This window comes from Vibrio sp. KMM 9700, from assembly GCF_058545285.1.
In genome coordinates, this window is sequence record NZ_CM178589.1 from 1412127 (window position 1) to 1428236 (window position 16110).

Sequence of the window (16110 nt, forward strand, 5' to 3'; positions counted from 1 at the left end):
AAAACTTTTTAGGTGTTGTATGGTTAAGCCTCACGGGCAATTAGTACAGGTTAGCTCAACGCCTCACAACGCTTACACACCCTGCCTATCAACGTTCTAGTCTCGAACAACCCTTTAGGACACTTAAAGTGCCAGGGAAGACTCATCTTAGGGCTCGCTTCCCGCTTAGATGCTTTCAGCGGTTATCGATTCCGAACTTAGCTACCGGGCAATGCCATTGGCATGACAACCCGAACACCAGAGGTTCGTCCACTCCGGTCCTCTCGTACTAGGAGCAGCCCCCTTCAATCTTCCAACGCCCACGGCAGATAGGGACCGAACTGTCTCACGACGTTCTAAACCCAGCTCGCGTACCACTTTAAATGGCGAACAGCCATACCCTTGGGACCGACTTCAGCCCCAGGATGTGATGAGCCGACATCGAGGTGCCAAACACCGCCGTCGATATGAACTCTTGGGCGGTATCAGCCTGTTATCCCCGGAGTACCTTTTATCCGTTGAGCGATGGCCCTTCCATTCAGAACCACCGGATCACTATGACCTGCTTTCGCACCTGCTCGAATTGTCATTCTCGCAGTCAAGCGGGCTTATGCCATTGCACTAACCTCACGATGTCCAACCGTGATTAGCCCACCTTCGTGCTCCTCCGTTACTCTTTGGGAGGAGACCGCCCCAGTCAAACTACCCACCAGGCACTGTCCTCACCCCAGATAATGGGGCTAAGTTAGAACATCAAGCATACAAGGGTGGTATTTCAAGGTTGACTCCACGCAATCTAGCGACTGCGCTTCAAAGTCTCCCACCTATCCTACACATGTAGGGTCAATGTTCAGTGCCAAGCTGTAGTAAAGGTTCACGGGGTCTTTCCGTCTAGCCGCGGGTACACTGCATCTTCACAGCGATTTCAATTTCACTGAGTCTCGGGTGGAGACAGCGTGGCCATCATTACGCCATTCGTGCAGGTCGGAACTTACCCGACAAGGAATTTCGCTACCTTAGGACCGTTATAGTTACGGCCGCCGTTTACCGGGGCTTCGATCAAGAGCTTCGACCGAAGTCTAACCCCATCAATTAACCTTCCGGCACCGGGCAGGCGTCACACCGTATACGTCATCTTACGATTTTGCACAGTGCTGTGTTTTTAATAAACAGTTGCAGCCACCTGGTATCTGCGACTCTCGGCAGCTTAGAGAGCAAGTCTCATCACCGCTAAGAGCGTACCTTCTCCCGAAGTTACGGTACCATTTTGCCTAGTTCCTTCACCCGAGTTCTCTCAAGCGCCTTGGTATTCTCTACCCGACCACCTGTGTCGGTTTGGGGTACGATTCCTTACAATCTGAAGCTTAGAGGCTTTTCCTGGAAGCATGGCATCAATGACTTCACACCCTTGGGTGCTCGACGTCGTGTCTCAGCCTAACAATTTCCCGGATTTACCTAAGAAATTAGCCTACGCACTTGAACCTGGACAACCATCGCCAGGCCCACCTAGCCTTCTCCGTCCCCCCATCGCAATTGTAAGAAGTACGGGAATATTAACCCGTTTCCCATCGACTACGCATTTCTGCCTCGCCTTAGGGGTCGACTTACCCTGCCCCGATTAACGTTGGACAGGAACCCTTGGTCTTCCGGCGAGGGAGTTTTTCACTCCCTTTATCGTTACTCATGTCAGCATTCGCACTTCTGATACCTCCAGCAGCCCTTACAGACCACCTTCAACGGCTTACAGAACGCTCCCCTACCCCGCATATTCGTAAGAATATGCAGCCGCAGCTTCGGTTTATAGCTTAGCCCCGTTACATCTTCCGCGCAGGCCGACTCGACTAGTGAGCTATTACGCTTTCTTTAAATGATGGCTGCTTCTAAGCCAACATCCTAGCTGTTTTAGCCTTCCCACATCGTTTCCCACTTAGCTATAATTTGGGACCTTAGCTGGCGGTCTGGGTTGTTTCCCTCTCCACGACGGACGTTAGCACCCGCCGTGTGTCTCCCGGATAGTACTTACTGGTATTCGGAGTTTGCAAAGGGTTGGTAAGTCGGGATGACCCCCTAGCCTTAACAGTGCTCTACCCCCAGTAGTATTCATCCGAGGCGCTACCTAAATAGCTTTCGGGGAGAACCAGCTATCTCCAGGTTTGATTGGCCTTTCACCCCTAGCCACAAGTCATCCGCTAATTTTTCAACATTAGTCGGTTCGGTCCTCCAGTTGATGTTACTCAACCTTCAACCTGCCCATGGCTAGATCACCTGGTTTCGGGTCTATACCTAGCAACTCGACGCCCAGTTAAGACTCGGTTTCCCTACGGCTCCCCTAAACGGTTAACCTTGCTACTAAATATAAGTCGCTGACCCATTATACAAAAGGTACGCAGTCACACCACGAAGGTGCTCCTACTGCTTGTACGTACACGGTTTCAGGTTCTATTTCACTCCCCTCACAGGGGTTCTTTTCGCCTTTCCCTCACGGTACTGGTTCACTATCGGTCAGTCAGTAGTATTTAGCCTTGGAGGATGGTCCCCCCATGTTCAGACAAGGTTTCACGTGCCCCGCCTTACTCGATTTCACTGATTATGAGGTGTTGGTTACGGGGCTATCACCCTGTATCGCCAAGCTTTCCAGCTTGTTCACCTGCCTCATCAAAAGCTTAAGGGCTAATCCGATTTCGCTCGCCGCTACTTTCAGAATCTCGGTTGATTTCTTCTCCTCGGGGTACTTAGATGTTTCAGTTCCCCCGGTTCGCCTCATTAACCTATGTATTCAGTTAATGATACATGCTTATGCATGTGGGTTTCCCCATTCGGAAATCCCAGACTCAAGTGGTTTTTACTACCTAATCTGGGCTTATCGCAAGTTAATACGTCCTTCATCGCCTCTGACTGCCAAGGCATTCGCCGTGTACGCTTATTCACTTAACCATACAACCCTAAAAAGTTTTAGTGTTGTATACCAAACAAATAAGATTTGTTTTTGATATTTAGAGGGTTAATCTAAATATCGATTGCCGGACTCAATAGATACATTAAATTACTAAGTAATTTAATGCCAAGACACTTAAATGTGTGTTTGTTTACTTATCTTAAAAGATAAGATTGAGAACTTTTGGTGAAATAATAAAAATTGAAATTTATTATTTCGTCAGCTTTCCAAATTGTTAAAGAGCAAAGAGTTTTTATTTTACAATAAAACACTTTTTAAAGACTTTCGGCGGCAAAAATCCGAACCAAGAGTAAAAACCCCTAGTTTGGAATCCGTTTCCAAAAATACTTAAAGAGTGGTGGGCGATACCGGGCTCGAACCAGTGACCCCCTCCTTGTAAGGGAGGTGCTCTCCCAACTGAGCTAATCGCCCACATTGTTTTGAGCTTAAATAATGGTGGAGCTATGCGGGATCGAACCGCAGACCTCCTGCGTGCAAGGCAGGCGCTCTCCCAGCTGAGCTATAGCCCCATTATTTAAAGCGCATTCCCGTGGAAGGAATGGTGGGTCGTGCAGGATTCGAACCTGCGACCAATTGATTAAAAGTCAACTGCTCTACCAACTGAGCTAACGACCCATTTTTTCAACTGCCTTATGGCAATCAAAAGAAATAGTGGTATCCCGTAGGGGAGTCGAACCCCTGTTACCGCCGTGAAAGGGCGGTGTCCTAGGCCTCTAGACGAACGGGACACTATGGATACCTTTCGGTGTGATGCTTGGGAGCATCAATTCTCTTTACTTATAAACCGTATCAATCTGTGTGAACACTCATCTATGCACATTTCGTATAAGGAGGTGATCCAGCCCCAGGTTCCCCTAGGGCTACCTTGTTACGACTTCACCCCAGTCATGAACCACAAAGTGGTAAGCGTCCTCCCGAAGGTTAAACTACCTACTTCTTTTGCAGCCCACTCCCATGGTGTGACGGGCGGTGTGTACAAGGCCCGGGAACGTATTCACCGTGGCATTCTGATCCACGATTACTAGCGATTCCGACTTCATGGAGTCGAGTTGCAGACTCCAATCCGGACTACGACGCACTTTTTGGGATTCGCTCACTTTCGCAAGTTGGCTGCCCTCTGTATGCGCCATTGTAGCACGTGTGTAGCCCTACTCGTAAGGGCCATGATGACTTGACGTCGTCCCCACCTTCCTCCGGTTTATCACCGGCAGTCTCCCTGGAGTTCCCACCATTACGTGCTGGCAAACAAGGATAAGGGTTGCGCTCGTTGCGGGACTTAACCCAACATTTCACAACACGAGCTGACGACAGCCATGCAGCACCTGTCTTACAGTTCCCGAAGGCACCAAAGCATCTCTGCTAAGTTCTGTAGATGTCAAGAGTAGGTAAGGTTCTTCGCGTTGCATCGAATTAAACCACATGCTCCACCGCTTGTGCGGGCCCCCGTCAATTCATTTGAGTTTTAATCTTGCGACCGTACTCCCCAGGCGGTCTACTTAACGCGTTAGCTCCGAAAGCCACGGCTCAAGGCCACAACCTCCAAGTAGACATCGTTTACGGCGTGGACTACCAGGGTATCTAATCCTGTTTGCTCCCCACGCTTTCGCATCTGAGTGTCAGTATCTGTCCAGGGGGCCGCCTTCGCCACTGGTATTCCTTCAGATCTCTACGCATTTCACCGCTACACCTGAAATTCTACCCCCCTCTACAGTACTCTAGCCTGCCAGTTTCAAATGCAGTTCCGAGGTTGAGCCTCGGGCTTTCACATCTGACTTAACAAACCACCTGCATGCGCTTTACGCCCAGTAATTCCGATTAACGCTCGCACCCTCCGTATTACCGCGGCTGCTGGCACGGAGTTAGCCGGTGCTTCTTCTGTTGCTAACGTCAAGTAACGCAGTTATTAGCTACGCTACCTTCCTCACAACTGAAAGTACTTTACAACCCGAAGGCCTTCTTCATACACGCGGCATGGCTGCATCAGGCTTTCGCCCATTGTGCAATATTCCCCACTGCTGCCTCCCGTAGGAGTCTGGGCCGTGTCTCAGTCCCAGTGTGGCTGATCATCCTCTCAGACCAGCTAGGGATCGTCGCCTTGGTGAGCCATTACCTCACCAACTAGCTAATCCCACATAGGCATATCCTAACGCGCAAGGCCCGAAGGTCCCCTGCTTTGGCCCGAAGGCATTATGCGGTATTAGCTATCGTTTCCAATAGTTATCCCCCACATTAGGGCAATTTCCTATGCATTACTCACCCGTCCGCCGCTCGACGCCGAAGGTGCAAGCACCTTCTCGTTTCCGCTCGACTTGCATGTGTTAGGCCTGCCGCCAGCGTTCAATCTGAGCCATGATCAAACTCTTCAATTTAAGATTTTGTGTCTTTCGACAAGCTCAATGAATACTGACTTCAAAACTAATTCTTACCCGAAGATAAGATGTAATTCTAAAGCTATTATCTTTCCAACAGAAAGATAATGAATTGACTGTGCCAAGTTTTCTATATCGTAAAACGATAAAAAATCTCGATTTGGTCACTAGTTCATTGAAATTTTGACTCTTAGTAAACTAAGAAGTCTAATTGTACAATCAACGAGTGCCCACACAGATTGATAGGTTTAAATTGTTAAAGAGCTTGTTCAGTAAGAGTTAAAACTCTCTGAACAGGGCGATTATTTTAACGAATCAAATGTAAGTGTCAAACACTTTTTTTATTTTTTTCGCTTTCATTTAAAATGAAAAACAACCGCAACACTTTGCTAGTTATCTAGCTTAACCTCTTGCTTTATTAAGCAGTCCGCCGTGTTTGTGAGGGCGCATTATAAGGAGATAATTTTTCTTGGCAAGTACTTTTTTGAACTTTTTTAAGTTTTTTTGCATTTTCTTCCTAAGAGCCCTAAAAACAACACAAAACTAATTTATAGATTACATTTCATTAAAGTTTCGGCTGAATTTTTTAACATTATCCCAGTTTGTATATTCAACTTCTTTTGATGTATCGGTTTCGCCTTTAGTAAGCGTCATGATCAGCTTTATCATCATGCGATCAACAAATTTATAACGCGGGTAATAAAGAGCACCAGCGAAGACGCCAATCATAGAAGGTTGCCAATTCGACTTTTGCAAAAACTTCTGGATATACGAACTGCCTTCTGGGGTATCTTTACCTTCTTTACGTGCAGTGAGGTTAACTGAGTAAAATGCAGCTTGTTTTGCCATTAACACTTCTTTGTTTGCTTCAATAAAACGATAAAGCTGCTTATTAAAATGCCCATAACGAATAGAGGCACCGATTAAGACTTTATCGTAGTCTGCTAGATCTAAAGAAAAAGCATCCTCTAAACTCACTACTTGAGTATCCCCACTGAGATCTTGTGCAATGACCTTAGCTATTTTTAAGGTTTGCCCATCATGGGTGGAGTAAATCAATAAATTTTTCAACTTCTTTCCTATTTTATCTATCATAAGAATTAACTACGCCAAAATGTTGGCGTAAATAAAATTAATAAGGTAAATACTTCTAAGCGTCCAAATAGCATAGAAATAATTAATACCCACTTCGCTCCCGCTGTCACGTCGGCAAAGTGTACTGACACATCACCAAGACCAGGGCCTAAGTTGTTTAAGGTGGCAGCCACTGCAGAAAAGGCACTAAGCTCATCCATGCCAAAAGCAATCAAAGCCAACATACAAATCACAAAGACAAGTGCGTAAGCCGAGAAAAATCCCCATACCGCATCCACAACTCGTTGTGGCAGCGCTTTATCGCCAATTTTAATTGGGAAAACAGCCCTTGGGTGAATCAAACGCTTAAGTTCACGTCCCCCTTGCAGGCTCAGTAGTAAAATACGTATCACTTTTAAACCACCACCTGTAGAACCTGCACAGCCACCAATAAATGAAGAAAACAATAATAAGACGGGTAAGAACAAAGGCCAATCAGCAAAACCAGTGGTGGTAAATCCTGCGGTTGTTGAAATTGACACACTTTGGAACAAGGCTTCATCAAAGGTTGCAAAGGTAGAAGATTCAGTGCCATGTGCAAGTAAGACGAAGAAGCACAATAAAAAGAGTAAAAACTGAATTAAAACAAAAGCGCGAAATTCGGGATCTTTCCAATAATATTTGGGATGCACGCCACCAGATGCGAAGGCTGCAAAGTGCAATGAGAAATTACAGGCTGATATGAGCAAAAAGATCACTGTGATCATATTAATTGCAGGACTATTAAAGTATCCCATACTTGCGTCATGCGTCGAGAAACCACCAATCGCTATGGTCGAGAAACTGTGACAGATTGCATCAAATAAGTTCATCCCTGCCAGCCAAAATGCAGCGGCGCAGAGTATAGTTAAGCTTAAGTAGATATACCAAAGTACTTTCGCCGTTTCGGCTATCCGCGGCGTCATCTTGCTATCCTTAACTGGCCCAGGAATTTCAGCGCGATAAAGCTGCATCCCCCCGATGCCTAAAATAGGCAAAATGGCGACAGCTAACACGATGATCCCCATACCACCTAACCACTGTAGCATCTGCCGATAGAACAAGATTGCCTTAGGAAGGATATCCAAACCGACAATGGTCGTCGCCCCTGTCGTCGTAAGCGCAGAAAAGGATTCAAAAAAAGCATCGGTGACAGATATATCAACGAGATCGGAAATTAAAAAAGGAAGCGCCCCAGCACTACCGATTACGACCCAGAATAACACCACGATCAAAAAACCTTCACGCGCCTTTAACTCAGACTTTTTCATCCGATTTGGAAACCAAAAAAAAGTCCCACATAAAAGCAACACAAAAAAAGTGATCACAAAGGAGACACCAGCACCATCACGATAGAGAAACGCAACCAATGCGGGCGCAAGCATAGTGGTACTAAAAACTGCAAGCAATAAGCCCACAATGCGGATAATTGAACGAAATTGCATAGTATATTTGAAGCTTAAACTTCATCTTCCTTAATTGTCTTCCGGCTGTGAAATCATTATACAAGCGCGACTTTGATTGATCATTGCTTGATGAAAATCGTCTTTTAAACGTGATTCCACCTCAACCTTGAGTGTGATGGCTTGATCATAAACTGCATCAAGCTGTTTGACATCAAATAGATTCATTAAGTTTTGCACTAACGGCATCATGTCATAGCTAAAGTTTAAATGTAATTGAGTCATTATTTTTTTCTCAATTTTGCTAGCTAATGCCAACGCTTGTGCGACTCCGCCACCATAAGCTTTGACTAAGCCGCCGGTGCCAAGCTTGATCCCGCCAGAATAACGCGTCACCACAGCGAGCATCTGACCAATACCCGAGCCACTTAATTGAGATAAAATTGGTTTGCCTGCCGTACCTGAAGGTTCACCATCATCACTAAACCCCCACAGCATGGAATCATCAGCGCGTCCAAGTACATAGCCCCAGCAATGATGCCTTGCTTGTGGATGCTCTTTACGTACAGCTTCAACATTTGCTTTTGCAAGCTCCGCCGTATCGACAGGGATCAGCTGAGTAATAAAGCGACTTTTTTTAATTTCTTCTTCAAAGGTGACGGCTTTTTCTAAAATAGAATACGACTCTAAATTCATTTTCTCTCCAATAGTCAATACTTACATCGCTCAAAACATCAACAGATTCTAAAATCTTGGAGACACTACACAACTTATATTCATGATATGAGATTTAGCTATAAAAGTTAAAACTTTGCTTCAGAAGAAAATTGCACAAGTCCGATGAGCAGACCACACTTAATCGACTCAAAATAATAAATGAGCCGGCGTGACATCGCCACATTCCACTCTTTGTCATGGAGATAGACAATGATTTACCAAGATGAATATTTGCAACTATCCAGCTTAGAAATCGCTACGCAAAATGAGCCTTCGATTGCCCGCTTAACTTTTTGTGCCCAAGGCTCAGTCAACACGCTTAACCTTGCTACCCTACAAGCCTTAGACGCAGCTTTAGATACACTTCAACAAACACCAAACATCAAAGGTTTAATTTTAGACTCTGACAAAGATACTTTCATTGTTGGCGCAGATATTACCGAGTTTTTAGGCTTATTTAGCCAACCAAGCGAAAAGCTTGATGAATGGATAAGATTCGCCAACAGTATTTTTTCTAAATTAGAAGATTTGCCAATCCCGACGCTTTCTGTGATCAAAGGCTTTGCCCTCGGCGGCGGCTGTGAATGTATTTTAGCCACAGATGTTCGCATTGCCGATGCAAGTGCCCAAATTGGCTTACCTGAAACAAAACTGGGGATCATTCCTGGCTTTGGCGGATGCGTCCGCCTGCCTCGCCTTATTGGCGCAGATAACGCCATGGAAATGATTGCAACAGCCAAGCAGTATAAAGCAGATGCGGCATTAAAACTAAGATTGATTGATGCAATTGTCGATACCCCTGCTTTGGCAGAATCAGCAATTACCAGCATGACAGATATGATCCAAGGCAAAATTGATTGGCAAGCACGCCGTGCACAAAAAAAAGCGGCTTTAAACTTACCTGAAGTCGAACGCTTGATGAGTTTTAGCATTGCCAAGTCTATGATTGCTGGCCAAGCAGGCCCACATTACCCTGCGCCACTAGCAGCGGTGAGCGCAATAGAAGAAGGCGCGCAACTTGAGCGAGATGCGGCCTTAGAAATTGAGCGCAAACACTTCATCAAAGTCGCGAAGACAGATGTCACCCAAGCCTTAGTCGGTTTATTCTTAAATGATCAATACATCAAAGGCTTAGCTAAAAAGGCGACGAAAGCCGCAAAAGTTACCGAGCGTAGCGCGGTTCTTGGCGCAGGGATCATGGGGGGCGGTATCGCTTATCAATCTGCAAGCAAAGGCACACCTGTGCTCATGAAAGATATTGCACAAAAGTCTCTTGATTTAGGCATGACGGAAGCCTCCAAGCTTTTAAATAAACAACTTGAGCGCGGCAAAATCAATGGTAGCCAAATGGCGCAAGTGATCGCATCGATTACGCCAAGCTTACATTATGCAGGTATTGAACAGGCTGATGTGGTGGTTGAAGCTGTGGTTGAAAATCCAAAAGTCAAAGCTAGCGTGCTCAGTGAAGTCGAGTCCCAACTTAAAGATGACGCCATTCTAGCGTCTAACACTTCAACGATTCCAATCAACTTACTGGCGAAATCTCTTAAGCATCCTGAGCGCTTTTGTGGCATGCACTTCTTTAACCCTGTGCATCGCATGCCGTTAGTTGAAATCATTCGTGGTGAAAAAACCAGTGATGAGACTATTGCTCGAATTGTTGCCTATGCGGCAAAAATGGGTAAATCACCAATCGTCGTCAATGACTGCCCAGGATTTTTCGTCAACCGTGTACTCTTCCCTTATTTTGCAGGCTTTAGCTTATTGCTTAGCGATGGCGCGGATTTCAAGCACATTGATAAGGTGATGCAGCACAAGTTTGGTTGGCCGATGGGCCCAGCTTATTTACTCGATGTTGTAGGGCTTGATACTGCGCACCATGCACAAGATGTGATGGCCCAAGGTTTCCCTGATCGTATGGCAAAAGATAAAAAAGATGCTGTCGACGTGTTATTTGATGCACAAAGATATGGTCAAAAAAATGGCAAAGGCTTTTATGCGTATAGCCAAGATAGTAAAGGTAAGCCACAAAAAGACTTCGATCCTGATGTTCTACAAGTTTTAGCTGAAGTCTGCGCCCCAGCAAAAGAGTTTGATGAACAAGAAATAATTGCCCGCACTATGATCCCTATGATCAATGAAGTCATTCGCTGCTTAGATGAAGGCATTATCGCCTCCCCGCAAGAAGCAGATATGGCACTTGTCTATGGTTTAGGTTTCCCTCCGTTTAGAGGTGGTGTGTTCCGCTACTTAGATACTTTAGGTTTAGATAAGTATTTAGCTATGGCAAAGCCCTATCAAGCACTCGGCGCAATCTACCAAGTGCCAGAACGTATTTCTCGCATGCATCAAAATGGTGAAAGATTTTATCCTGTAAAACCTTTAAGCGCATGATTGATAAGCAATTTGAACAAGGAAGATGAAAATGAATAATGTTGTAATTGTTGATTGTATCCGAACTCCGATGGGGCGCTCTAAAGGTGGTGCATTTCGTCATACGCGCGCAGAAGACTTATCGGCGCATTTAATGCAAGGCATATTAAAGCGTAACCCCAAGGTTAACCCTGAAGAAATAGAAGACGTGTATTGGGGCTGTGTGCAACAAACACTAGAGCAAGGCTTTAATATTGCGCGTAATGCTGCGCTGCTGGCTGGGATCCCAAAACAAGTTGGCGCAATTACCGTCAATCGTCTATGTGGCTCCTCGATGCAAGCTTTGCATGATGCAAGTCGTGCAATTATGGTTGGCGATGCACAGATTTGCTTAATTGGTGGGGTTGAGCATATGGGACATGTGCCAATGACGCATGGCGTTGATTTTCACCCTGCTCTGGCAAAAAATATCGCCAAAGGTGCAGGTTCAATGGGGATGACAGCAGAAATGCTAGCACGCATTCATCATATCAGTCGTGAAGCACAAGATGCTTTTGCGATGCAATCACATCAAAGGGCGCATGATGCACAAACACAGGGGCGATTTAAAAATGAGATTTTACCCCTAGCTGGTCATGCTCCAGATGGTTCAATCAAATTCTTTGATTATGATGAAGTTGTGCGTCCAGAAACTAACCTTGAAAGTTTGGCTAAGCTACGCCCTGTTTTTGATCCCGTCAACGGCAGTGTGACTGCGGGGACATCTTCAGCCCTTTCCGATGGCGCATCCGCTATGCTAGTCATGAGCGAAAGCAAAGCGAAAGAGCTAGGCTTAACCCCAAGAGTGAAAATTCGCGCTATGTCCGGCTCAGGTTGTGATCCATCGATTATGGGATACGGCCCAGTTCCGGCAACACATAAAGCGCTCGCGCGTGCTGGTTTGTCATTAGATGATATTGGTTTAATTGAACTGAATGAAGCTTTTGCCGCGCAGTCATTGGCTGTTCTTAAGGGATTAAAATTGTCAGATCGCCAAGACAAGGTCAACCTCAATGGTGGCGCAATTGCACTCGGGCATCCACTCGGCTGCTCTGGATCGCGCATTTCAACCACCTTAATTAACTTAATGGAAGCCAAAGATGTGGAGTTTGGTTTAGCGACTATGTGTATTGGCCTCGGCCAAGGTATCGCAACTATTTTTGAGCGTGTCTAATCTCTAAACAGACAATCAAATACACAAAAAAACCCTCACTGGTATTCGACACAGTTGAGGGTTTCTTTGTCAATAAGACTAACTAAAATCAAACAACTTCACTTCGATAAGGCTCAATTCTAGAGGTTCCATCCGTGTCATTCACCACTTGATAATATTGTGGCAAATTAAAGTTAAGCGCATGGTCGGTATTCATACCATGGGTATCAGTTGCATAAAAGTGGTTAATATTACGGATCACATCATCTTTAGTGCCATCGACCTGACGATAAAACTCAACTTGGTTGTTTTCATCTAATACATAGATATTGAAGCCTAAATCATCATCTTCAAAGAAGAACTGAACGAGACCTTCACTCGCATAGGTATCAACTATTATAGGAGGACGAATTTGTGGCATATCATCAACCACATTTCCCATCGGTGCATTTTGCAGTTTCTTATTTGAAATGCTGGCATAAAAATCTACACCACTATCTAATTTAGAAACTGTCACCCCGCGACGCTCAAAAAAGAGCCCATATCTATGCTCTGCAAGATCGATAACCTTGTAGCGTTGACCTCGATCTTCTTCCATAGGTTTTAGACGTAAATCAATGCACTCGGACAAGACTTGATAGACAGTGTTACGCATCAAACCTCTAAAGTGCTTACTATAGCAAAAAACATCGATGGAATCTGGCGGCAGAGCATCTTGGTGCATTTTGCCTAAAATACGTTGCAGTGCGTTAATCATGGCATCATCACCACGAAAATGCAGTGTACGCACCTCGTGCCAAGTATTACGAAATACCAAATCAATACTTGAAACTAAACACTGTTTATCCTGACCAAACTGGAAGACATCAACTTCAAATGCATTTTTAACATTTAAATCTGCATCATCTAGTAATTCAGTTGCATCTTGCTCTAAATTAATAAAGATAGATAACTGGTCAACTTCACACGGGCTAGACAGAGCTTGCATACTCGGCAGGCGTTTACGCAAAGAGAAGGTATTACGCAAGTCACTGACCATTTGATAGAGCTTATCAATTTCAAAGCCAGTCGAGCGCGCAAGCACATCTAAATGGGTTGATTCAGTGATCAAACCATTGAAAAATGCCCAAGCCACAAGTTTGCTTAAATAAGGGTAATGCTCGAGCGATTTAGCCGTGATCATCTCTTTAGGTTCAAGCGGATGCTTGTAAAGATACCAACCAACGTCATTCACGTTACTTTGCGCGACATGCACAAAACTTAAAAAAGGTTCATGTAAATCTGGCGAGATTTGTGCATTTAAAAGCGTAATTTTGCCTGGCAGGGTTTCAAATGAAGCATAGAGCTTACGCGCTAAAATACTAATATCCTGCGGACTAATTGCCGAGGTTATATTATGCTTACGTGCAAACTGGATAAGTTGGCGATAACTTAGCATTAAGGCATCAAGAAGGTCTTGGTGAACTTTTTTAACCAATTCAACCTTCCAATAACGCCGATTATCTAACTCTTGAATAATCTTTGCCGACCAGCCCCACTCTTGGACTAAATCTTTAATCACCTGATGACGCCACTCAACAAAGTTTTCCGCAGGCAAACGTGATAGTTTTTCGTGAGTTTTTAGATAAAAGCAACGACGCACTAAATCCAGACGCGTTTGGTCTCCAATTCGCTCTAAATAACGTGTAACTTTTACCAGCATCAGATAATAACTATCCATGCCGTAACTTTTTTGCTCATAGGAGAAAAAGCGACGCTTAGCTTCAATACTTAAAAGCTGTGGACTCGGATATTCCCACGAATAAGACTCAAGCAAAATAGCTTTTAAAACAGATTTATAAGGGGAATCAATACTTTTATAAAGCTGCCATAAATTCGAGCCAAAATACTCTTCAGCTGGGATATCACTTAGCGGACCAAAGTCAATCCACTCTTGTGGGTCGATATAGCCTTCATCAAATAAAGATTGAGTATATTCATCATAACAAGCTTCCATCTCTGGCGGGACGATTTGCCACAACAAACCTTGTCCAGCTATACGTACCGCCGAGCGATAAAACTCATCGAGTAATAACAGGTTTTGGGTTGAGCCGCAGTTTTCCCCTTCAAAGTCTTCGCTCGTTTTTTCTCTAAAACGGGTTTCATCCATCAAAAAAAAGTGCGCTTCGACTCCAAGGCTTTGCGCCCATTGCGTCAGCTGTAAACATTTGCCCGTCAGCGCCATGCGTTTTTCAAGTGGCATTTCAGATCGAATGCAGACCCACACATCTAAATCACTCGAAGTACTTTGACCAACAGAGCCAGTACTACCCATAGCATAAAGACCGAGAATCTCTCGACTCTCTAAGCTATCAATTTCTTGGGTTAAGCTTTCAGTGACTGAGCCGCTTTGTGATTCAAATAAACCATTCAACAAACGGAGTTGCTCTGGAGAGCATTCAAACTGCGAAACACCTTGTGGCGTTGTGGAGGCTGAGTATCCAGGAAGTTCGGGGTGATGATAATGCAATAATACAGGAAGAAGTTGGAACACTCTTTGGCTTGGCATATCCATCAAAGATAAGGCACGCTCGATCCTCTGCTCATGAAGAGCATTGAGTTTATCAATGAGAGTTCGAGTATATTTAAGCAAAGAGAGATCCTATTGCATCACGCCAAATGAAAGAAAATAAAGTTATTAAAGACTTATTACGGGATGCTACTGAGCAACTTTATTTTATGTGATCAGTGTAACGCTTTTATCATATTGAGTAAAGTTCAGCCAAACTCAAAAATACGATGTTTACTAGCATTAACTAGGCGATTTAACATGAATTACGCTATAAAAACAACTGCGTATCAACAGACTTGATACTGTACGCATAATACACAATAAAATTGTGGCTAAATATTACAGTTTGTCTGATTTTTTATGCTTTATCACTATGAATATCAGTATCCAAACAATGACTTTTATAAAGACAATGGTAGGATAACCTATATAGCTATATTTAGAGATAAAAACGCCAATTTGGTGCTCGACTCACGAAGTATTTTTTATTTATAAAATTCAACGGAAAGAAATTCTTATGTCAGACACGATTCGTATCGCAACTCGTAAAAGCCCACTTGCATTATGGCAGGCCTATTTTGTAAGGGATGCTCTTCAACAAGCCCACCCTGGGTTAAATGTTGAACTTGTAACTATGGTGACAAAAGGCGATATCATTCTTGATACCCCACTGGCAAAAGTGGGCGGTAAAGGGCTTTTTGTCAAAGAGTTAGAAGTAGCGATGCTAGAAAATCGTGCCGATCTTGCAGTGCACTCAATGAAAGATGTTCCTGTCGAGTTTCCTGAAGGTTTGGGCCTTGTGACGATTTGTGAGCGTGAAGATCCACGTGATGCATTTGTCTCACATAAATATAAGAATGTTGATGAGTTGCCACAAGGCGCTGTCGTCGGGACTTGTAGCTTACGTCGCCAATGCCAACTCCAAGAGCGCCGCCCTGATCTCATCATCAAAGAATTGCGCGGTAATGTTGGTACCCGTCTTGGTAAACTTGATGCCGGTGATTATGACGCGATTGTGTTAGCTGCGGCAGGCTTAAAACGTTTAGAGCTTGAAGAGCGTATTCAAAGCTATATTTCTCCTGAGGAATCATTGCCAGCAGTTGGCCAAGGCGCTGTGGGCATTGAGTGTCGTCTCGATGATACACGCTTGCGTAAATTACTTGAGCCATTAAACGATAAAGATACCTATGATCGCGTGATGGCTGAACGCGCAATGAACCTGACGTTAGAAGGTGGTTGCCAAGTGCCTATCGGTAGCTACGCATTATTAGAAGGTGATGATATTTGGTTACGTGGCCTAGTTGGTGAGCCAGATGGCACACAGGTCATTCGTGGTGAGATTCGCGGCAAACGTAGTGACGCACAAACCTTAGGTGAAAGCTTAGCCCATACCTTGCTACAAAATGGGGCGAAAGAAATCTTAGAGAAGCTCTACCAAGACGAAATCAAATCATAAC

At 44.5% G+C, this 16110-nt stretch carries 7 protein-coding genes, 4 tRNA genes and 2 rRNA genes; 3 read left to right on the forward strand and 10 right to left on the reverse strand.

The features are described 5' to 3' along the window. Nucleotides 1-19 precede the first annotated feature (19 nt). The 9 genes from AC2VOY_RS06320 to AC2VOY_RS06360 all read right to left on the reverse strand — a co-directional run bounded on the left by AC2VOY_RS06320 (nucleotide 20) and on the right by AC2VOY_RS06360 (nucleotide 8516). A 23S ribosomal RNA gene (locus AC2VOY_RS06320) occupies nucleotides 20-2913 on the reverse strand. Nucleotides 2914-3270: 357 nt separating this feature from the next. Then, nucleotides 3271-3346, reverse strand: a tRNA-Val gene (locus AC2VOY_RS06325). 22 nt (nucleotides 3347-3368) lie between these two features. After that, nucleotides 3369-3444 (reverse strand) — tRNA-Ala (locus AC2VOY_RS06330). Nucleotides 3445-3474: 30 nt separating this feature from the next. Then, nucleotides 3475-3550 (reverse strand) — tRNA-Lys (locus AC2VOY_RS06335). A 37-nt stretch (nucleotides 3551-3587) separates the two neighbouring features. Then, a tRNA-Glu gene (locus AC2VOY_RS06340) sits at nucleotides 3588-3663 on the reverse strand. 98 nt (nucleotides 3664-3761) lie between these two features. Next, nucleotides 3762-5304 (reverse strand): 16S ribosomal RNA (locus tag AC2VOY_RS06345). Together the 16S and 23S rRNA genes with 4 tRNA genes alongside form the textbook arrangement of a ribosomal RNA operon. A 555-nt stretch (nucleotides 5305-5859) precedes the next feature. Next, the gene (hemG, locus tag AC2VOY_RS06350) at nucleotides 5860-6399 is read right to left on the reverse strand and encodes a menaquinone-dependent protoporphyrinogen IX dehydrogenase (RefSeq protein ID WP_491830451.1); all 540 of its coding nucleotides are present in this window, start codon (nucleotides 6397-6399) and stop codon (nucleotides 5860-5862) included. Nucleotides 6400-6404: 5 nt separating this feature from the next. After that, nucleotides 6405-7862, reverse strand: a complete 1458-nt coding sequence (locus AC2VOY_RS06355) for a TrkH family potassium uptake protein (protein WP_491830452.1) — start codon at nucleotides 7860-7862, stop codon at nucleotides 6405-6407. Nucleotides 7863-7892: 30 nt separating this feature from the next. Then, nucleotides 7893-8516, reverse strand: a complete 624-nt coding sequence (locus AC2VOY_RS06360; protein WP_491830453.1) for a YigZ family protein — start codon at nucleotides 8514-8516, stop codon at nucleotides 7893-7895. A gap of 231 nt (nucleotides 8517-8747) precedes the next feature. Between AC2VOY_RS06360 and fadB the strand changes: the two genes are divergently transcribed. Together fadB and fadA are read left to right on the forward strand one after the other, a co-directional pair. Next, nucleotides 8748-10931 carry a fatty acid oxidation complex subunit alpha FadB gene (fadB, locus tag AC2VOY_RS06365; protein WP_491830454.1) on the forward strand — a complete coding sequence of 728 codons (2184 nt, stop codon included), beginning with the start codon at nucleotides 8748-8750 and terminating at the stop codon, nucleotides 10929-10931. 31 nt (nucleotides 10932-10962) lie between these two features. Then, nucleotides 10963-12123, forward strand: coding sequence for an acetyl-CoA C-acyltransferase FadA (gene fadA, locus AC2VOY_RS06370; RefSeq protein ID WP_491830455.1), 1161 nt, complete (start codon nucleotides 10963-10965; stop codon nucleotides 12121-12123). Between the two features lie 88 nt (nucleotides 12124-12211). On the opposite strand, the gene AC2VOY_RS06375 is transcribed toward fadA, so the two are convergent. Then, complete coding sequence (locus tag AC2VOY_RS06375; protein ID WP_491830456.1) at nucleotides 12212-14734, reverse strand: class I adenylate cyclase; 2523 nt, start codon at nucleotides 14732-14734, stop codon at nucleotides 12212-12214. 436 nt (nucleotides 14735-15170) lie between these two features. Between AC2VOY_RS06375 and hemC the strand changes: the two genes are divergently transcribed. Beyond that, a complete protein-coding gene (gene hemC, locus AC2VOY_RS06380; protein WP_491830457.1) occupies nucleotides 15171-16109 on the forward strand; it encodes a hydroxymethylbilane synthase in 939 nt (312 codons plus the stop codon). Nucleotide 16110 lies beyond the last annotated feature (1 nt).